At 73.6% G+C, this 17,754-nt stretch carries 17 protein-coding genes and 2 tRNA genes; 2 read left to right on the top strand and 17 right to left on the bottom strand.

Annotation, left to right across the window (positions count from 1 at the left end):
* Nucleotides 1-77: 77 nt before the first annotated feature.
* Genes ABLE53_RS03405 through ABLE53_RS03435 form a run of 7 tightly spaced genes read right to left on the bottom strand, consistent with a single transcriptional unit; the run spans nucleotide 78 to nucleotide 7,696 of the window.
* Nucleotides 78-1,040, bottom strand: a complete 963-nt coding sequence (locus ABLE53_RS03405; protein WP_348857219.1) for a substrate-binding domain-containing protein — start codon at nucleotides 1,038-1,040, stop codon at nucleotides 78-80.
* Between the two features lie 26 nt (nucleotides 1,041-1,066).
* Complete coding sequence (iolD, locus tag ABLE53_RS03410) at nucleotides 1,067-2,968, bottom strand: 3D-(3,5/4)-trihydroxycyclohexane-1,2-dione acylhydrolase (decyclizing) (RefSeq protein WP_348857220.1); 1,902 nt, start codon at nucleotides 2,966-2,968, stop codon at nucleotides 1,067-1,069.
* Entirely contained in the window at nucleotides 2,968-3,855 is an 888-nt protein-coding gene (gene iolB / locus ABLE53_RS03415) for a 5-deoxy-glucuronate isomerase (protein WP_348857221.1), read from the bottom strand. Before iolB ends, iolD begins: the two co-directional genes overlap by 1 nt.
* Nucleotides 3,852-4,769 (bottom strand): Cgl0159 family (beta/alpha)8-fold protein, encoded by a 918-nt coding sequence (locus ABLE53_RS03420; RefSeq protein ID WP_348857222.1) that lies wholly within the window; start codon nucleotides 4,767-4,769, stop codon nucleotides 3,852-3,854. The genes iolB and ABLE53_RS03420 overlap by 4 nt, the downstream gene beginning before the upstream one ends.
* Nucleotides 4,762-5,790, bottom strand: coding sequence for a 5-dehydro-2-deoxygluconokinase (locus tag ABLE53_RS03425; protein WP_348857223.1), 1,029 nt, complete (start codon nucleotides 5,788-5,790; stop codon nucleotides 4,762-4,764). The genes ABLE53_RS03420 and ABLE53_RS03425 overlap by 8 nt, the downstream gene beginning before the upstream one ends.
* On the bottom strand, nucleotides 5,787-6,680 hold the full coding sequence (locus tag ABLE53_RS03430) for a TIM barrel protein (protein WP_348857224.1): 894 nt from the start codon (nucleotides 6,678-6,680) through the stop codon (nucleotides 5,787-5,789). The genes ABLE53_RS03425 and ABLE53_RS03430 overlap by 4 nt, the downstream gene beginning before the upstream one ends.
* Complete coding sequence (locus tag ABLE53_RS03435) at nucleotides 6,677-7,696, bottom strand: Gfo/Idh/MocA family protein (protein ID WP_348857226.1); 1,020 nt, start codon at nucleotides 7,694-7,696, stop codon at nucleotides 6,677-6,679. The genes ABLE53_RS03430 and ABLE53_RS03435 overlap by 4 nt, the downstream gene beginning before the upstream one ends.
* 134 nt (nucleotides 7,697-7,830) lie before the next feature.
* Between ABLE53_RS03435 and ABLE53_RS03440 the strand changes: the two genes are divergently transcribed.
* Nucleotides 7,831-8,577: a GntR family transcriptional regulator gene (locus tag ABLE53_RS03440; RefSeq protein WP_348857227.1), complete on the top strand. Its 747-nt coding sequence runs from the start codon at nucleotides 7,831-7,833 to the stop codon at nucleotides 8,575-8,577.
* Nucleotides 8,578-8,592: 15 nt separating this feature from the next.
* Here ABLE53_RS03440 and ABLE53_RS03445 read toward each other — a convergent pair whose 3' ends face one another.
* Complete coding sequence (locus tag ABLE53_RS03445; protein ID WP_348857228.1) at nucleotides 8,593-9,750, bottom strand: lipase family alpha/beta hydrolase; 1,158 nt, start codon at nucleotides 9,748-9,750, stop codon at nucleotides 8,593-8,595.
* Nucleotides 9,751-9,880: 130 nt separating this feature from the next.
* On the opposite strand from ABLE53_RS03445, the gene ABLE53_RS03450 reads away from it, so the two are divergent.
* The gene (locus ABLE53_RS03450; protein ID WP_348857229.1) at nucleotides 9,881-10,717 is read left to right on the top strand and encodes a hypothetical protein; all 837 of its coding nucleotides are present in this window, start codon (nucleotides 9,881-9,883) and stop codon (nucleotides 10,715-10,717) included.
* A 6-nt stretch (nucleotides 10,718-10,723) separates the two neighbouring features.
* On the opposite strand, the gene ABLE53_RS03455 is transcribed toward ABLE53_RS03450, so the two are convergent.
* The 9 genes from ABLE53_RS03455 to ABLE53_RS03495 form a co-directional block, all read right to left on the bottom strand.
* Nucleotides 10,724-11,719, bottom strand: coding sequence for a hypothetical protein (locus tag ABLE53_RS03455; protein WP_348857231.1), 996 nt, complete (start codon nucleotides 11,717-11,719; stop codon nucleotides 10,724-10,726).
* 94 nt (nucleotides 11,720-11,813) lie between these two features.
* Nucleotides 11,814-13,274 (bottom strand): trigger factor, encoded by a 1,461-nt coding sequence (gene tig, locus ABLE53_RS03460; RefSeq protein ID WP_348857233.1) that lies wholly within the window; start codon nucleotides 13,272-13,274, stop codon nucleotides 11,814-11,816.
* A gap of 78 nt (nucleotides 13,275-13,352) precedes the next feature.
* Nucleotides 13,353-13,425 (bottom strand) — tRNA-Pro (locus tag ABLE53_RS03465).
* Between the two features lie 38 nt (nucleotides 13,426-13,463).
* A tRNA-Gly gene (locus ABLE53_RS03470) sits at nucleotides 13,464-13,537 on the bottom strand.
* 106 nt (nucleotides 13,538-13,643) lie between these two features.
* The gene (locus ABLE53_RS03475; protein ID WP_348857234.1) at nucleotides 13,644-14,738 is read right to left on the bottom strand and encodes a PP2C family protein-serine/threonine phosphatase; all 1,095 of its coding nucleotides are present in this window, start codon (nucleotides 14,736-14,738) and stop codon (nucleotides 13,644-13,646) included.
* Between the two features lie 26 nt (nucleotides 14,739-14,764).
* Complete coding sequence (locus tag ABLE53_RS03480) at nucleotides 14,765-15,661, bottom strand: Fpg/Nei family DNA glycosylase (RefSeq protein ID WP_348857235.1); 897 nt, start codon at nucleotides 15,659-15,661, stop codon at nucleotides 14,765-14,767.
* Between the two features lie 10 nt (nucleotides 15,662-15,671).
* Complete coding sequence (locus ABLE53_RS03485; protein WP_348857236.1) at nucleotides 15,672-16,190, bottom strand: ribose-5-phosphate isomerase; 519 nt, start codon at nucleotides 16,188-16,190, stop codon at nucleotides 15,672-15,674.
* 32 nt (nucleotides 16,191-16,222) lie between these two features.
* Entirely contained in the window at nucleotides 16,223-17,104 is an 882-nt protein-coding gene (locus ABLE53_RS03490; protein WP_348857237.1) for a class I SAM-dependent methyltransferase, read from the bottom strand.
* Entirely contained in the window at nucleotides 17,097-17,753 is a 657-nt protein-coding gene (locus tag ABLE53_RS03495; protein WP_348857239.1) for a class I SAM-dependent methyltransferase, read from the bottom strand. Before ABLE53_RS03495 ends, ABLE53_RS03490 begins: the two co-directional genes overlap by 8 nt.
* Between the last annotated feature and the right edge of the window lies 1 nt (nucleotide 17,754).

Consider the following 17,754-nt stretch of genomic DNA (forward strand, 5'->3'; position numbering starts at 1 on the left):
GGTTCCTTTCGGTGCCTGACGGTGCCTGTGAGAGGACCGGCCGTGGTGGGGCCCGTGCCGGCCGGGCCCCTACGGGCTCAGCGGGTGCCGTTCTGGGCGTACTTCAGGACCTCGTCGGCGTTGTCCTTCGTCACGAACGCCGGGCCGGAGTTGATCGCCTGGCCGCCGCCGATGTCGTTGCCGTTGATGGACTTCAGGTAGAGCGCCGTCACCCCGAGGTAGCCCTGGACGTAGGGCTGCTGGTCGACCGCGAAGAGGATCGAGCCCTCCTTGATGTCGGTGATGACGTCCTCGTTGAGGTCGAAGGTGGCGACCTTCGCGCTGCTGCCGGACTCCTGGACGGCGGCGACCGCGTCGATGGCGTACTGGCCACCAAGCGTGAGGACACCGTCGATCGACTTGTCGGACTGCAGCTTGGAGGTGATCGTCGCCTGGACCGCGTTGTCGTCGGTGCCGTCGACCTGGAGGTTGGTCACCTTGCCGCCCTCGGTCTGCGCGACCGCCTTGCAGCGCTCCTCGAGCCCGATGTTGCCCGCCTCCTGGATGACGCAGAGGACGTTCTTGAGACCCTCGGACTTCAGCCGCTCGCCCACGGCCTGGCCAGCGATCGTCTCGCTCTGGCCGATGTGGGTGATCGCGCCGAACGCCTTCCACTGGTCATAGCCGGAGTTGATGGTCACCACCGGGACACCCGCGGCCACGGCGGCCTTGATGCTGGACTCGAGCCCGTCGGGGTTGGCCATCGAGACGACGATCCCGTCGACCTTGTCTGCCACGGCGCCGTCGATGAGCTGCGACTGCTTGGCGGGGTCGGGGTCGGCGGAGTACTCCACCTTCACGCCGTAGTCCTTGCCAGCTCGCTCGGCGCCGGACTTGACCCGGTCCCAGAAGGCGTCACCCGGGGAGCTGTGCGTGATCACCGCGTAGGTCAGGTCGGCGGTGTCGGTGTTCGCCCCCGAGCTCTCCTGGCCGGTGCCGCCGCACGCGGTCAGCAGGAGAACGGCGACAGCGATGGCGCCTGCCACCTTCAGTTTTCTCATGAGTTGTGCTCTTTCTCTCGGCCCGACTACGGCGCAGTCGGGGGTTGGGCCAGGTAGTGCCTCTGGGCGTGCTTCTCGCGCTCGTACGTCGCCCGGGCGGCACGGGTGCTCTCCACCTCGGCGACCTCGGCGACGGGGACGTCCCACCACGCCTCGCTGTCCGGTGCCGGCACGAGCGGGTCCGTCTCGACGTGGACGACGACCGGCCCGCCCTCCACTCCGCGGGCCGCCTCCAGGGCCTTGCGGAGCTCGCCGACCCCGTGCACGCGCACGACCTGCGCGCCCAGGCTCTCGGCGTTGGCGGCGAGGTCCACGGGCAGCACGCCGCCGTCGAGCCGCCCGGAGGCCGGGTCGCGATAGCGGTAGCAGGTGCCGAACCGCTGCGAGCCGAGCGACTCCGAGAGCGCCCCGATCGACGCGAACCCCTGGTTCTGCACGAGGACGACGACGAGCCGCACGCCCTCCTGCACGGCGGTCACGAGCTCTGTCGCCATCATCAGGTAGGACCCGTCGCCGACGAGCACGTACACCTCGCGCTCCGGGTCGGCGAGCTTGACCCCGAGGCCGCCGGCGATCTCGTAGCCCATGCACGAGTAGCCGTACTCGACGTGGTAGCCCTTCGGGTCACGCGTGCGCCACAGCTTGTGGAGGTCGCCGGGCATCGAGCCGGCAGCGCAGACCACGACGTCGCGCGGGCCGGAGACCTCGTTGACCACCCCGATGACCTCGCTCTGCGCGGGGAGCGGCGTGTGACCGAGCGTGTAGGCGTCCTCGACGACCCGGTCCCACTCGGCCGCCAGGGTGGCGGCCCGCTCGCGGTAGGCCGCTCCGGCGTCGTACCCCTCGAGCGCGGCGGTGAGCGCGGTCAGGCCCTCGCGGGCATCGGCGACGAGCGGCAGGCCCGCCTCCTTGTGGGCATCGGGACCGGCGACGTTGAGGTTGACGAACCGCACGTCCGGGTCGGCGAAGACCGTGCGGGAGGCGGTGGTGAAGTCGCTCCAGCGGGTGCCGACGCCGATCACGAGGTCGGCGTCGCGTGCGAGCGCGTTCGCCGCGCGCGTGCCGGTCGCGCCGATCGCGCCGAGGGCGAGCGGATGGTCGTACGGCAGCGAGCCCTTGCCGGCCTGGGTCTCCGCGACCGGGATGCCGGTGGCCTCGGCGAAGGCCCGTATGGCCTCGGTCGCCTCGCTGTAGATCACGCCTCCACCCGCCACCAGGAGCGGCCGCTGTGCGGACCGGACCAGCGCGGCGGCGCGGTCGACGAGCGCCTTCTCGGGCACGGGCCGCGGCACGTGCCAGACCCGCTTCTCGAAGAGCTCCGCCGGCCAGTCGTACGCCTCGGCCTGGACGTCCTGCGGGAGGGCGAGCGTCACGGCGCCGGTCTCGACCGGGTCCGTCAGCACACGCATCGCGCCGAGGAGCGCCGATGGCAGCTGCTCCGGCCGCCAGATGCGGTCGAAGAACCGCGACACCGGCCGGAAGACGTCGTTGACGCTGACGTCGTACGTCGCCGGCGACTCCAGCTCCTGCAGGACCGGCCCGCTCGCGCGGGTCGCGAAGACGTCGCCGGGGAGCAGCAGCACCGGCAGCCGGTTGATCGTGGCGAGCGCGGCGCCGGTGACCATGTTGGTCGCGCCCGGACCGATGGAGGACGTGCACGCGAGCGTCGAGAGCCGGTTGCGCATCCGGGCGAACCCGACCGCGGTGTGGACCATGCCCTGCTCGTTGCGGGCGGTGGTGAAGGTCATCGAGCCCGGGTCGCGCAGCTCCTCCTCGAGCAGCGCCTCGCCGAGGCCGGCGAGGTTGCCGTGGCCGAAGATCCCGAGGCAGCGCTCCACCAGGCGGTGCTCGACGCCGTCGCGCTCGGACCACTGCCGACCGAGGAAGCGTACGACGGCCTGGGCGGTCGTCAGCCTGACGGTCTCCATCACCGCCTCCTCTCGATCGTGGACGTCAGCGGCAGCCGCGGGTCGACCTCCTGGCTGGCCCAGGTGTCGCGCACCCAGGCGTGGGCGGGGTCGTCGCAGATGTGCCAGACCCGCTCGCCCGGACCGGCCATGACGTTGAGGTAGTAGAGGTCGTAGCCCGGAGCGGCCATCGACGGGCCGTGCCAGCCGTGCGGGATGGTGACGACGTCGCCGCTGCGCACCTCCGCCAGCAGGTCCTCGGGGCGGTCGTCGGTGCCGTACACGCGCTGGTAGCCGATGCCCGGCCCCGTGGCGGCCGGGCCGTCGCCGACCTCGAAGTAGTAGATCTCCTCGAGCTCGGACTCCTCGCCCGGGCGCTCCTCGTCGTGCTTGTGGGGCGGGAAGGAGGACCAGTTGCCGTCGGGGGTGAGCACCTCGACGACGATCAGCCGGTCGCACTCGAAGGTGTGCGCGGCGGCCACGTTGTTGACCTGGCGGCTCGCCGAGCCGGCGCCGCGGAGCTCGACAGGCACGTCCTCCGCCTTCCCGTAGCGTGCGGGCAGCCCTCGCTGGCACCGCGCCGAGGGGACCGCGAACCGCCCGCCACCCGCCGAGGTCACCACGGCCTCCGCGTCCCGCGGGACGTAGGCGAAGTCGCTGACCCTGCCGAAGACCGACCCCCGCCCGTCGAGCTCGAACACGTCGCTGCCGGACTGTGCGGCGACGTCCACCGTGCACGACCCCGAGAGCGGGAGGACGAGGCACTCGGCCTGTCCCGTCGTCAGCACCAGGGACGCGCCCGGCTCCAGGTCGAGCAGCTCCAGGCCGGCGTAGGTCCAGCCGGCGTCGGCCGGCGTGACGACGGACGGCCGGCGGAGGTGGCGGGCGGCGGGGGTGGGTCGGCTCATAGCAGGCCCACCGTCCTGTCGACCGCCGCCGCGACGTCGCCGTCGGGCGGGTAGAGCAGCGCCCGGCCGACGACCATGCCGACGACGGTGGGCAGCTTGAGGGCCTGCTGCCAGCGGTCGAACACGCCCGGCTGGTCGAGACTCGTCTCGCCGCCGAGCAGGAGCACCGGGAGCGTGGTCGCATCGGCGACCCGCTCCATCCCACGGGGGTCGTCGACGACGGGCAGCTTGAGCCAGGTGTACGCCGAGGTGGCGCCGAGCCCCGCCGCCACGCTCGCCGCGCGGATGACCGCGTCGGCGGTCAGCTCGTTGCGGAGCCGCCCCCCGGTCGGGTCCCGGTGGGAGATGAAGGGCTCGAGCATGGCCATCAGGCCCCGGCCGGCCAGCGCCGTGACCGCGCCCGCGCACGACTCGAGGGTGGTCACGGTCGCCGGGTCCTCCGGGTCTATCCGGACGAGCATCTTGCCGCCGTCGTATCCCATCGCGGCGATGGTGTCCGCGTCGTACGCCGTCATCCGATCGTCGATCTCGAACGCGGTGCCGGCGAGGCCGCCGCGGTTCATCGAGCCGATCACGACCTTGTCGTCGAGCGCGCCCATGAGCAGGAGATCCTCGACCACGTCCGGCGTCCCGAGGAAGCCGTCGACGCCCGGCCGGGCGAGGGCGACCGCGATCCGGCGGAGCAGGTCGGCGCGGTCGGCCATCGCCAGCGGGTCGTCCCCGATCCGCAGCGCGCCGCGCGCCGGATGGTCGGCGGCCAGCAGCATCAGCCGGCCGCTCTCCCCCACCAGTGTCGTACGCCGTCGGCGGGCCGTGGCCGCGGCGGCGATCGCGCCGGGGTCTGCGGAGCGGATCGCCGTGAGCGCGCGGACCAGGTCGGGTCCGGTGAGCCCGCCGGGACTGGTCTCAACCATGTGCCTTCACCCCCAAGAGCTGCTCGACCTCGGCCGTGGTCGGCATGGCGTCGGAGCAGGCGAGCTGGCCGGCGACGTACGCCCCGGCCGCGTTGGCGAACCGCAGGGTCCGCTCGGTCGGCCACCCGGCGAGCAGCCCGTGGCAGAGCGCTCCGCCGAAGGCGTCGCCGGCGCCGAGCCCGTTGACCACGTCCACGGGGACGGGCGGCACCTCGACGGTCTCCCGGCCGTCGTACGCCAGCACGCCGTCGGGACCCTGCTTGACGATCGCGAGGTCGACACCGCGGGCCCGGAGCGCCTCCGCGGTCCGCAGCGGCGGGAGCGGCTCCGTCGAGCCGAGCGCCACCGCGCACTCCTCGCGGTTGCCGACGGCGACCGTCACGAACGGGAGCGCCCGCGCGATCTGCCGGACCGCCTCGTCCTGCGAGTCCCAGAACATCGGGCGGTAGTCGAGATCGAGCACCGTGGCCCCCCTCGCGCCACGGTGCTCGACGCCTTGCCGACCCCCGCCCGGGGCGCCGTCCTCGCTCCCGCGACGGGCCAGGTGCCGCGCCCGGTGGGCCAGGGCGGCGAGGGTCGTCGAGCGGCTCGGCTCCTGGCACAGCCCGGTCACGGTGACCCAGAAGACGTCGGCCGCGGCGATCGCGTCGAGGTCCAGGTCGTCCTCGATGAGCTGCAGGTCGGGCGCGGTGGGGGTCCGGTAGAAGTACAGCGGGAAGTCGTCGGGCGGGAAGATCTCGCAGAAGGTCACGGGCGTCGGCCAGACCGGGTCGGTGGAGACGTAGCGGTCGTCGACGCCGTAGCCCCTCAGCGCGGTGTGGACGAACCGCCCGAACGGATCGGCGCCGGTCTTCGTGATCACCGCGCTCCGGCGCCCATGACGGGCCGCCGCGACGGCGACGTTGGTGGGGCTGCCCCCGAGGTAGCGGCCGAACGTGGTCACCTCGTCGAGGGGCACGCCGACCTGCTGCGGGTAGATGTCGGCGCTGACCCGCCCCATCGTGAGGACCTCGAGGCTCATCCCCCGCCTCCACCGGCCGTCTCGAGCGAGCGGAGGAAGTCGAGGCCGGCGCGTACGTCGGCGAGCGGGCCCTCACCCACCGGCGCCGCGTCGAGCACGGTGTCCTGCTCCATGACGTACCAGCCGTCGTAGCCCGCCTGCTCGAGGGTCGTCACGATGGCGGCGACGTCGACGTCGCCGGCGCCCAGGGGCCGGTAGAGCCCCTGTCGTACGCCCTCGTGGTAGGTCAGCCCGCCGTCCCGGACCCGCGCCGCGATCGCCGCGTCGACGTCCTTCAGGTGGACGTGCCGGATGCGCTCGGTCGCCGAGTGCACGAGCCGGACCGGGTCGGCGCCGCCGACGAGCAGGTGGCCGGTGTCGAGGGTGAGCCCGATGCTGCTGCCGTCGAGCACCCGGTCGACCTCCTCCGGCCGCTCGACGGTGGTGCCGACGTGCGGGTGCAGCGTCGCCTCGATGCCGCGCTCCGCGGCGGCGTCGCGGAGCCGGTCGAGGTTGGTCAGCAGGGTCTTCCACTCGGTCTCGTCGAGGACGGGGCGGTCGTCGTACCCCTCGCGACCGGTGGCGGCCGCCAGCACCAGGCTGGTCGCCCCGGCCGCGATGAAGTGGCGCAGCGCCCGCTCGACGTCGGGAAGCGGGTCGTGGGCGTTGTCGAAGAGCACGACGGGAACGAAGCCGCCGACGGCCCTCATGCCGTGGGCGGCGAGCAGGTCCGCCGCCTCGCGGGGATCGGCGGGCAGGAAGCCCTCCGGGCCGAGCTCGGTCGCGACCAGTCCGAGTCCGGCCATCTCTGTCAGCACGCGGTCCGGGCCGAGCTGGAAGCCCCAGTCCGGCACCTCGCACACGCCCCAGGAGATCGGGGCGGCGGCGATCCGCCCGGCCAGGCCGCTCACTTGCGCACCTCCGCGATCTCCACGCGGCGCCCCTCGAGCCGGGACAGGGTGGCCGCCTCGGCGACATAGAGCGCCTCGAGCGCGTCGTCGACGCTGCAGGGACTCGGCCCGCCGTCGCTGACGAGCTCGACGAAGGCCCCGATCTCCGCGGCGTACGCCGGCGCGAAGCGCTCCCAGAAGGTGGCGTGCGGCGTGCCGTGGGGGAAGCCGACGCCGGGCTCCGCAGAGCAGAGCGCCGCGTGGTCGTCGAGGCCGACGGCGAGGGTGCCGCCGGTGCCCGCGACCTCGAGGCGTACGTCGTAGCCGCCGCCGTTGTAGCGCGACCCGTGCACCGTCCCGAGCGTGCCGTCGTCGAGGGTGAGCAGCACGACCGTCTCGTCGACGTCGCCGGCCTCCCCGAAGAACGCCGCCCCGCGGTTCGCGCCCTGTGCGGTCACATCGACGATCTCGTGCGCGGTCACCCAGCGCACGATGTCGAAGTCGTGGATCAGGCAGTCGCGGTAGATCCCGCCGCTGGTCCGGATGTACGCCGCCGGCGGTGGGGCCGCGTCGGCCGTGACGGCGTGGACGCGGCGGAGCTCGCCGAGCTCGCCGGCCTGCAGCGCTGCCCGTGCGGCCGCGTAGCCGGCGTCGAACCGGCGCTGGAAGCCGATCTGGACAGGGGCCCCGTCGGACGAGCTGATCGCGTCGCGTACGGCGAGGGTGCCGGCCACGTCGGGGGCGACCGGCTTCTCGCAGAAGACCGGGAGACCCGCCTCGATGCCGGCGATGATCAGCTCGGCGTGGCTGTCGGTGGCGGTGGCGATCACGAGCGCGTCGACCCCGGCGGCGATGACGTCGTCGACCGCCTCGACGGCGGTGACGGCGACGCCCTCGGCCGCGAACCTCGTCGCCGCAGCGCGCGCCCGGGCCGGGTCGAGGTCGCCGAAGACGACCGAGCCCACGTCGGGATGGCGGGCCACGACGGCGGCGTGCGACGAGCCGATCCGGCCGACACCCAGGAAACCGATCCGCATCGATGCCCTCTCGTTGCAGGCTGAGCCCTTGTGCACGTCGTGTGACGCAGGACACAGTCTTTGCCGTCGCACGGGTCGAGTCAAGGAATTGTCAAGACATTTTGACAATTTGACATAGGCCCTAGGCTGCGGCCATGAGGGATCTGCGGCTGCGGGTCGATCGGCGCAGCCCCGTGCCGCTCTACCACCAGGTCGCGGCGCAGATGGAGGACGCGATCAGCAGCGGCGCGCTCCCGGCGGGCGCGAAGCTCGACAACGAGATCGCGCTGGCCGACCGGCTCGGTCTCTCCCGCCCCACGATGCGGCGCGCGATCCAGGAGCTGGTCGACAAGGGCCTGCTGGTCCGGCGCCGCGGCGTCGGCACCCAGGTCGTCCACGGCCGGGTCCGCCGCGAGCTCGAGCTCACCAGCCTGTACGACGACCTCCTCGCCACCGGGCAGCACCCGCGCACCAAGGTGCTGCTCAACGAGGTGGTCGAGGCGCCCGACGAGGTGGCCGACGAGCTCGGGCTCGAGCCCGGTGCCGCCGTACGCCGGCTCGAGCGGGTGCGCCTCGCCGACGACGAGCCACTCGCGGTGCTGCGCAACTGGCTGCCTGCCGACCTGCTCTCGACCGACCCGGAGCTGACGACCGAGCTCGAGGAGCGCGGTCTCTACGAGCTGCTCCGCGAGCAGGGCACGCACCTGCGGATCGCCCGCCAGCGGATCGGCGCGCGCGGCGCCACCGGGACCGAGGCCGGTCTGCTCGGGATCGAGGCCGGGGCGGCGGTGCTGAGCATGCAGCGGACGGCGTACGCCGACTCGGCCCGCGCCGTCGAGTACGGCGACCACTGCTACCGGCCGGAGAGGTACTCCTTCGAGGTCACCCTCGTCGAGAAGTGAGGGTCCGGCCCCGGCTCAGCCGAGCCAGCGCTCGAGCGCCTCGTGGACCTCGGGGTGGTTGAGCAGATCGAAGTGGTCGGCGCCGTCGATGTGGAGCACCTCCGCCTGCGGGAAGAGTGACCGGCCCAGCCGGTCGCGGCCGTAGGCCGACTCCGGCCGGACGAGCAGGTCGCCGAGCAGCCTGCTCAGTGGATCTCTGCGGTCGGCGCCCAGGGCCGCCGCCACCAGCCGGTAGCGCGCGTGCGGAAGGGGCGGCACCTCCTCGCCGAGCCCCGCGACGAGGTCGTGGATGCCCGCGGAGCGGTGGTCGAGGATCCGCCCGAACGCCGCCGACTCGGGCACCCGCGCGAGGGTCCGGCTCCCCCAGCCCGCGGCGGCCGCGAGCGGGGCGCCGAGGTGTGGCGTGCCGAGGGTGACGACGTCGGTGACGAGCGGGCTCCAGGCGGCGGAGGGACCGACCACGGCGGCCGCCGCGCGCATCACCAGGCCGCCCTGGGAGTGCCCCACGAGCGCGATCCGGGTGACCTCGGTCGGCCAGAGCGCGACCAGGCGCTCAAGCAGCGAGGCGAGCGCGGCGCCGTTCTCGCGGACGGACAGCCCGGTGTTGGCCCGCAGCAGCACCGGGGTCCAGCCCCGGGCGGCGAGCGCGTCCGCGTAGGTCGTCCGCCGGTCGCCCTCGCGGCTCCACGACTCGTCGCTCTCACAGAGCCCGTGGAGGAGGACCACGACGCGGCCGGTGGCCTCCGGGAACGCCTCGGCGATGGCGTCCTCATCGAGCCGGACGTCCCGGCCGTCGCGGCGTACGGCCAGCTCGACCGCCAGCCGCGGCCGCTCCTCGGCGAGCCGGTCGCCGATGAGCCCGTTGACCGCGCCGAGCAGCAGCCTTCCGCCGGCCGTGGCCTCGAGCGGCGCGCCCCAGCCCTGCTCGGCCGCGCGGCCGAGCCCCTCGGAGGCGCCGCGCAGGGCAAGCCCGAGGCCGGCGTACACCGCCGCCGAGATGCCCTTGTGGGCCGCCTCCGGCACGGCCGAGAGACCGAGGGTCCCGCGGCGTACGGCGCCGTGGACGCGGTCTCCCACCGCCTCGTGGGTGTCCCGCGCGCTGCGGAGCACGAGCTCGTCCGCCACCTGCGCCAGCAGCGCGGCGGCGTCGACCACGGTGGGGCCCGGCACCATGGCTCGACCCTACGGCACCGCGGCGCGCGCAGACATGCCTGACGCGGCGGTGCGTGATCGAGCCGCCCGGACGTCGTACCGTCGGACGGCATCGCGAAATCACACCGGAGCATCGTCGAGGGGGTCACGCATGGGAACCGGACCGGTGGCAGAGACCCACGGTGACGTCTTCTGCACGGTGTGCGGGCACAAGCCCCGCAGTCCCGACCACGCCTTCTGCACCGAGTGCGGCAACCCGCTCGGCACCACCGCGCCACGCCGGCCGCTCTTCACCGACGAGGTCGAGGGGACGCCCCCGACCCGGCCGGTGACTGCCCCCGTGGGCGAGCCCGCGGCGCCGGCGTACGAGCCGGAGCCCGCGCCCCGTCGCCGCCGTGGCCGTGCCGCGCTCCTCGGTGTGCTCGTGCTGATCCTCGCGGGCGTCGGGATCGGCTATGCCCTCGGGCACCGGGGCGAGGACACGGCGGGCTCGGGCGGGACCGACGTGCCGGCGGCCGGCTCCGACCAGGCGAGCGGTGGGGCGAGCGGTCAGCCGAGCGACCAGGCCAGCGGTCAGCCGTCGGCCACCTCCCCGCCGGTCCAGCCCCAGGACCGCCTGCAGCAGATCTCGCGGGCCGACGACGCGCAGGTCAGGCGGCTCGTCGGCCGCTGGGTGCCGCAGCTGGCCGCGGTGACGCCCGGTGCCGGGGGCGACCGGAGCTGGACCGAGGCACTGGCCCACTACCAGCGGCTGAAGACGACCTACCCGGGCGCACTGCTGCTCGACACCGGGAGGTGGCCGCACAGCTACGAGAAGGGCGGGATGTACGCCGTCGTGATCCCCCGCCCGGGCCGGACCTCCGCACCGGCGCTGGCGTGGTGCCGGGCCCATGTCCACGACACCGTGCGCAACTGCGCCGCGAAGCTCATCGACACCTCCGGCAGCTGGGCCGACAACTTCGACTCCGGCCGGCCGGGCCCCGACTGATCCGGGTCAGGCCAGCCGGCGCAGCAGCGCGTCGTGGACAGCGGGGTGGTTGGAGAGCGGGGCCTGCGCCGTGCTGAGGGTGAGCCGCTCCGCGTCCGGGAACAGGTCGCGCGCCCTCCGCTGCCGACCGAGCGCCCGGTGACGCCACCAGAGCAGGTCGCCGAGGAGCGCGCCGACGCGGTTCGGCCGCGCGGTCGCGACGTCTGCCACGAGCAGGTGGTCGACGCCGGCCCGCGGCGGCAGGGCCGCCACCGCCTCGTCGACCACCGCGATCCCGGCCAGCTGCTCGTCGATCCGGCGGCCGACGCCGCGCGAGACCGGCGCCTTGGTGACGGCGTACGGCGTGGTGCCGAGGGCCACCAGCTCGGTCACCAGGGAGGGCCACGGCGGGGCGCCCGGCGCACCGTTGACGCGCAGGGCCAGCGCGGTGCGGGCGAGCAGCCCGCCGCCGGCGTACCCCACCAGCACGATCCGGCGCGGCGGCACCGGCCAGGCCTCGACCAGGCGCTGGAGCAGCGCGCTGAGCGTGAGGGCGGCGTCCAGACCCGCGTCGCCTGCCCGCACGTGGACGGGCGCCCAGTCGAGCAGCGCGCCGAGCCGCTCGGCGTACGTCGCGCCGGTGACCTCCCGCCCGGCGTCCCAGAGCCATTCGTCGCGGCCGGGCGGTGGGACGAGAACGAGCAGCAGGTCGCCCACGCCTACGGCGGCGACCTCCTCGACGGAGGCGTCCCGACCGCCGAGCCGGAGCGCGACGTCGGGGCCGCCGACCGCGGGCCCGCCGACCGTGGCAGCGCGGACCAGCGGCGCCGCAAGGACGAGCGGCGCGGCCAGCGGCCGCCGCGCCAGTCCGGTCACCGGAGCGGCGAGCCGCCGGGCCAGCCGTACGAGTCGCGACGGCGACGGTCGCTCCGATCGGCGGAGTGACCCGCCGGTCGGGCTGTCCTGGACCCGCAGCACCGCCGCGGGCACCGTCGGCGGCAGGGCGTCGGGCGAGGCGCTCACGGCGGTGAGCGTACGACGAGGCGGGGCCGCAGATGCGACGCCGCCCCGTCCGATCACGGACGGGGCGGCGTACGACGGCCGGGCGAGGCTCTGATCAGGCCTCGGGCTTCTCCTCGGCGGACTCCTCCGTGGACTCCTCGGTCGGCTCCTCGGCCTCACCGAGCAGCTCGGCGGGGGCGTTGACCGGGACGTCCTCGGCAGCCTCGGCCGACTCGTCGGCGGGCTCGCCGATCGTGCCGTCGGGCTGGAGGTTCTCCAGCTCGACCGCGTTGCCGGACTTGTCGGTGACCGTGGCGGACTCGACGATCTTCGCGAGCGCCTTGCCGCGGAGGATCTCGGCGACCAGCTCGGGCACGTGGTTGTGCTCGAACATGTGGTTGACGAACTCCTGCGGGTCCTGACCGGACTGCTGGGCGCGCCGCATCATGTGGGAGGAGAGCTCCTGCTGGTCGACGCCGAACTCCTCCTTCTTGGCGATCGTGTCCAGGATGAGCTGCGCGGCCACCGAGTCGCGGACCCGGCGGTCGAGGTCGGCCTCGAACTCCTCGATGGTCTGCTTCTCGTCCTCGAGGTACTTCTCCATCGTGATGCCGGCGAAGGCGAGCTGCTGCTCGATGTTCTGCCGGCGGGCGTTGAGCTCCTCGGTCACGATGCCCTCGGGCAGCGGCACCTCGACCTTGTCGAGCAGCGCCTCGAGGACGGCGTCGCGCGCCGCCGCAGCCTGCTCGAGCCGCTTGCCGTTGCCGAGCCGCTCGCGTACGTCGGCCTCGAGCTCGGCCACGGTGTCGAACTCGCTCGCGAGCTGCGCGAAGTCGTCGTCGTACTCCGGCAGCTCCTGCTCCTGGACCTGGCTGACCTTGACGAGCACGTCGACGTCCTGGCCGACGAGGTCGCCGCCGACGAGCTGGCTGGTGAAGGTCTTCTCCTCACCGGCCGAGAGGCCCGTGAGCGCCTCGTCGAGGCCCTCGAGCATGCCGCCCTTGCCGACCTGGTAGCTCATGCCGCTGACCTCGGCGCCCTCGACCGGCTCGCCGTCCTTGGTGGCGACGAGGTCGATGACGACGAAGTCGCCGTCCTGGGCGGGGCGCTCGACGTCCTTGAGGGTGCCGAACCGCTCGCGGAGCGCCTGGACCTGCTCCTCGACGTCGGCGTCGGTCACCTCGACGTCGTCGACCTGGGCCTCGAGGCCCTCGTAGTCGGGCAGCTCGATCTCGGGCTTGACGTCGACCTCGGCGGTGAACTCCAGGCCCTCGTCGTCGTCGATCTTGGTGACCTCGACCTCGGGCTGCGCCAGCGGCTCGAGGGAGTTCTCCTGCAGCGCCTCGGCGTACTTCTGCGGGAGGACCTGCTGGATCGCCTCGTTGAGCACGGCGCCGCGGCCGACCTGGCGGTCGATGACCTGCGGCGGGACCTTGCCGCGGCGGAAGCCGGGGACGTTGATCTGCTTCGCGATCTGCTTGTAGGCCGCGTCGAGGCTCGGCTTGAGCTCCTCGAAGGGCACCTCGACGGTCAGCTTGGCCCGGGTCGGGCTCAACGTCTCGACGGCGCTCTTCACAGGGTTTCTCCTGTCGTTGTTCATGGATGGTGTTGCGGTCATGCCTTGGCCGACCGGAGGACCGGCCGTGGGTTTCAGTCGGGGCGACAGGACTCGAACCTGCGGTCTCCTGCTCCCAAAGCAGGCGCGCTAGCCACTACGCTACGCCCCGCCAAGCGGGTCCTCCCAAACTCCGCGGGAGGCCCCTCTTGGAGCGGACGACGGGAATCGAACCCGCGTAGCCAGTTTGGAAGACTGGGGCTCTACCATTGAGCTACGTCCGCACGCGACCCAGGCGTCCTCGTCTTCGGCCCCGGGCAACCCGGAAATGGTGCCATAGGCACGTCTGCGATCCCCAACCGGCTCGCGCGCCGGGACGGCACCCTCGGTTCAGGAGTGGCGTACGACGACCAGGGCGCGGTCGTCGTCCTTCGAGCCGAGCCGCTCCACGAGCCGGCGGGAGAGCCGGTCGGAGCCGGTCGCGAACAGCCGCTCCGCCTCGGTCACGAGGTGCTGGGTGCCGAGCTCGATGTCGCGCCCCGGCGCCTCGACCATGCCGTCGGTGTAGAGCATGAGCGAGTCGCCGTGCCCGAGCACGCCGGCGGCACCGGAGAACTCGGCGCCCTCGATCAGCCCGAGCACGGGGCCGTTGCCCGACGCGACGTCCCACTGTCCGTCGGGGTGGCGCAACAGCGCGGGCGGATGGCCCGCCGTACGCACCTCGTAGGCGCCGGAGACCAGGTCGACGGAGAGGTGGACGGCGGTGGCGAAGCCCTCCTCCCACTCCTGGCGCAGGAGGTACTCGTTGGCGGCGACCAGGAAGTCGGCCGCCGGCAGGGCGCCGAGGAGGCCGCCGAACGCCCCCGAGAGCTGCAGCGCACGGGTCCCGGCCTGCTCGCCCTTGCCCGAGACGTCGACGACGGCCACCTCCAGCCGCGCCGGGGCCGGGCGGACGGCGACGACGAAGTCGCCCGCGAAGCGGGTGCCGCTGGCCGATGCGAGGGTGGACTCGGCGTGCCACTGCGGCGGCAGGTCCGGCATGCCGCCCTGGCTGAGGATGCGGTCGCGGAGGTCGACGAACATCGACTCGCCGCGGAAGCCGGCGACGCCGAGGCGGGTACGCCGGAACGACACCAGCAGGACGATCAGGCCGAGCAGGAAGTAGACGCCCACGGCCGCGGCGTCGACGTCGCTCACCGTGTTCTGCCGGCTCGTCGCGAGCACCAGCATCGCCATCACGAAGACCACGAACCACGGGAGCGTCCGCGGCCCGAGCAGCAGGCTGCCGAGCAGCAGCGGCACGGTCAGCGACGCGAGCGGGAACCACTCGATCCACTCCTCGTGCATGGACGCGAGCACGGTGCAGAGCACCGTCAGCACGCCCAGCGCGAGGAGCGTCCGGGTCTCCGCGCCCCGCAGCCGCCGCCTCAGCAGGTTGGGGCGGCGCAGACGCGCGACCAGGGCGGAGTGGGCCTGGGTCGACATGGGCGCATCCTCGGACTCGGGGGTGCTCACTCTACGGGGCGGGAGGTGCGCCGCGGGCGATAAGCGCGCTGACATCCCGGGCACCAGAACAGGTTGCGGCCCTGCAGCTCGGCGGTGCGGACGGGCCTGTCGCAGACGAGGCAGGGCTGGCCGGTACGCCGGTAGACGTAGACCTCCCCGCCGTGGTCGTCCTTGCGCGGCGGGCGGCCCATCGCCTCCGGGGTGTGCTCGGGGCGGACGGTGTCGATCCGGTTCGTGGCGAGCCCGTCGTGCATGAGGACGACGAGGTCGTCCCACATCGCCTGCCACTGCGCCCTGCGCAGCGTGTTGCCGGGGCGGAGCGGGTCGATCCGGTGCCGGAACAGCACCTCGGCGCGGTAGACGTTGCCGACGCCCGCGAGGACCTCCTGGTTCATCAGCAGGCCGCCGATCGGGCTGCGGCTGCGGCTGATCCGCGCCCACGCCCTGTCGGGCTCCGCGTCGTCGCGGAGCGGGTCGGGGCCGAGCCTCGCGACGCACGCGTCGCGCTGGCCCCGCGTCCACAGCTCGCAGGCGGTCGCACCGCGCAGGTCGGCGACGTACGCGCGCCGAGCCTCTCGAGACGTCTCGACACGCTCGTCGTGCGGGCCGGGCACGGTGGCGATCCGGAGGCGGACCTGGCCGACCGGGGCGGGCGGCTCGCCGTCGTACGCCGCGATGTCGAGCCTGCCGATGAGGCCGAGGTGGATGTGGACGTACTGCTCGCCGGGAAACTCCACGAACAGCTGCTTCCCCCACGCCTCGGCGCCGATCAGCAACTCGCCGTCAAGCAGCCTCGCCGAGTCCTCGAAGCGGCCCTGCGGGCTGCCGACCCGGACCTGACGGCCGGCGAAGGCGGCGGTGAGGTCGAGCGCGAGCCGGTGGAGCGTGTGGCCCTCGGGCACCCGCGGCCCCTCAGTCCTGGTCCTCGGCCGGGCCGAGGCCCTTGGCCGAGTCGGGCAGCGGCGGCCGCTGGCCGGTCGCCTCGTAGTGGGTGAGCTGGTTGATCCGGCGTACGTGCCGCTCGTCGTTGCTGAACGGCTCGGCGAGGAAGAGCTCCACGAAGCGGGTCATGTCCTCGAGGCTGTGCATCCGGCCACCGACCGCGACGACCTGGGCGTCGTTGTGCTCGCGCGCGAGCGTCGCGGTCTCGTCGGAGTGGACCAGCGCGCATCGGATGCCGCCCACCTTGTTGGCGGCCATCTGCTCGCCGTTGCCGGAGCCGCCGATCACGACGCCGAGGCTGTCGAGCCCGGCCGCCCGGTCGCGTGCGACTCCCTCGGCGGCGCGGATGCAGAACACCGGGTAGTCGTCGAGCGCGTCGTAGACGAACGGCCCGTGGTCGACCGGCTCGTAGCCGAGGTCGGTCAGGCGCTGGATCAGGTGGCTCTTCAGGTCGAGGCCGGCATGGTCGCAGCCGAGGTGCACGCGCATGGTCCGAGTCTGTCAGAGGCCCGAGGAGGGAGTCAGCGACGGGCGACGACGATGCGGAACGGGCGCAAGCGGGCGCGGTGCTGGATCTCGACGCCGACCGACTGTGCGGTGGCGGCGAGGTCGTCGTCGGTGTCGACCCGGAAGCCGTGCCGGGTCAGGAGTCGCCCCATCCCCTCGGGTTTCCAGGCCGACCGGTTGGGTTCGTCGGCGAACGGGGTCTCGCCACCGGTGAGGCGTGCCAGCCGCACGAAGACGAGGCGCCCGAGCAGGGTGACCCAGGACGGGGACGCGTAGTTCACGATCAGTCGGCTCCCCGGTGCCGAGAGCGCGGCGACCTGCCCGACGGTGCTCTCGACGGCGGGCGGGGCGAGGTACATGACGACGCCCTCCCAGACCCACGTCGTGGGGAGGGTCTCGTCGAAGCCGACGGTCGCCAACGCGGGCCCCAGCGGCGAGGTCGCCAGGTCGACGGCGGCGTACCGCGGGGCGCTGACCGGCTCGAGGCCTTCCACGCGACGCCGCTTGTCGGCCTGGGAGGCGGGGTGGTCGACCTCGACGACGGTCACGCCGGCGAGCTCCTCCAGTCGCCATGCGCGGTCGTCGAGCCCGGCTCCGAGGATGACGACCTGAGGTGTCGCCGCCGCGCGGATGGCGTCGTCGACGGTGACGGTGCGCACCGCCATCTGCTCCGCAGTGGCGCGGAGGAGCTCGTACGCCATCCGCTGCCGCCATCCCGGCGGCGGGCTGTCGTCGCGGGCCCGCTCGACGTCGGCGCGCTCCGTGTCGTCGAGGAGCCGGACCGCGACCGGGTCGGCGAACCGGTCCGGCGCGATGCGGCCGTCGGCCACCGCACGCGCCTGCGCGACCAGCACCGCCGTACGGCTCGCCGGCCGCCCGGGCGCCGCCTCAGCCACCGGTCGGCCCGCGCCGGGCGAGCAGGTAGGCCTGCGGGGTGCGCTCCCACTTCTCCGGCGCGCGTACGACGGTCGCGGTGACCGCGAAGCCGACATCCTCGAGCCCGGCGCTGATCCCGTCGACGGGCAGCCGGTAGCCATCCATCGCGACGTCGTGACCGTAGGCGCCGATGTGCCGGACGTGCTCGTCGCCGACCTGGAAGGCGACGACGAGCCGGCCAGCGGGACGCACGACGCGGGCCAGCTCGGCGAGCACCGCCGGGCGACGCTGGGGAGGCGTGTGGATGAGCGAGTACCACGCCAGCGCACCGGCCAGCGAGCCGTCCTCGAGCGGCAGCGCGGCCAGGTCGCCGACGTCGAAGCGCAGGTCCGGGTGACCCGCACGCGCCTCCTCCACCATGCCCGGCGAGAGGTCGACGCCGACGACGTCGAGTCCGCGCCCGGCGAGGTAGGCGGTGATCCGCCCCGGCCCGCAGCCGAGGTCGCCGACCCGGCCGCCACCGTCGGCGAGGACGTAGGTCGCGAACGTGTCGAGCACGCCCCGGTCGAAGGGGTTGTCGGTGACGTCCGGGTCGACCTTGGCGGCGTACGTCGGCGCGACGGTGTCGTACGCCGCCCGCACCTCCGTCACGTCGTAGGGCTCGGACATG

It is taken from the genome of Nocardioides asiaticus, from assembly GCF_040049175.1.
GTDB classification, from domain to species: Bacteria; Actinomycetota; Actinomycetes; order Propionibacteriales; family Nocardioidaceae; genus Nocardioides; species Nocardioides cheoyonin.

Bases quoted from the DNA above. Each gene is read 5' to 3' on its own strand.
- ABLE53_RS03405 (WP_348857219.1), bottom strand. From the start codon at position 1,040: ATGAGAAAACTGAAGGTGGCAGGCGCCATCGCTGTCGCCGTTCTCCTG.
- iolB (WP_348857221.1), bottom strand. From the start codon at position 3,855: ATGAGCCGACCCACCCCCGCCGCCCGCCACCTCCGCCGGCCGTCCGTC.
- ABLE53_RS03420 (WP_348857222.1), bottom strand. From the start codon at position 4,769: ATGGTTGAGACCAGTCCCGGCGGGCTCACCGGACCCGACCTGGTCCGC.
- ABLE53_RS03445 (WP_348857228.1), bottom strand. From the start codon at position 9,750: ATGGTGCCGGGCCCCACCGTGGTCGACGCCGCCGCGCTGCTGGCGCAG.
- ABLE53_RS03485 (WP_348857236.1), bottom strand. From the start codon at position 16,190: ATGCGCGTGCACCTCGGCTGCGACCATGCCGGCCTCGACCTGAAGAGC.
- ABLE53_RS03425 (WP_348857223.1), bottom strand. From the start codon at position 5,790: ATGAGCCTCGAGGTCCTCACGATGGGGCGGGTCAGCGCCGACATCTAC.
- ABLE53_RS03475 (WP_348857234.1), bottom strand. From the start codon at position 14,738: ATGTCGACCCAGGCCCACTCCGCCCTGGTCGCGCGTCTGCGCCGCCCC.
- ABLE53_RS03440 (WP_348857227.1), top strand. From the start codon at position 7,831: ATGAGGGATCTGCGGCTGCGGGTCGATCGGCGCAGCCCCGTGCCGCTC.
- ABLE53_RS03435 (WP_348857226.1), bottom strand. From the start codon at position 7,696: ATGCGGATCGGTTTCCTGGGTGTCGGCCGGATCGGCTCGTCGCACGCC.
- iolD (WP_348857220.1), bottom strand. From the start codon at position 2,968: ATGGAGACCGTCAGGCTGACGACCGCCCAGGCCGTCGTACGCTTCCTC.
- ABLE53_RS03450 (WP_348857229.1), top strand. From the start codon at position 9,881: ATGGGAACCGGACCGGTGGCAGAGACCCACGGTGACGTCTTCTGCACG.
- ABLE53_RS03495 (WP_348857239.1), bottom strand. From the start codon at position 17,753: ATGTCCGAGCCCTACGACGTGACGGAGGTGCGGGCGGCGTACGACACC.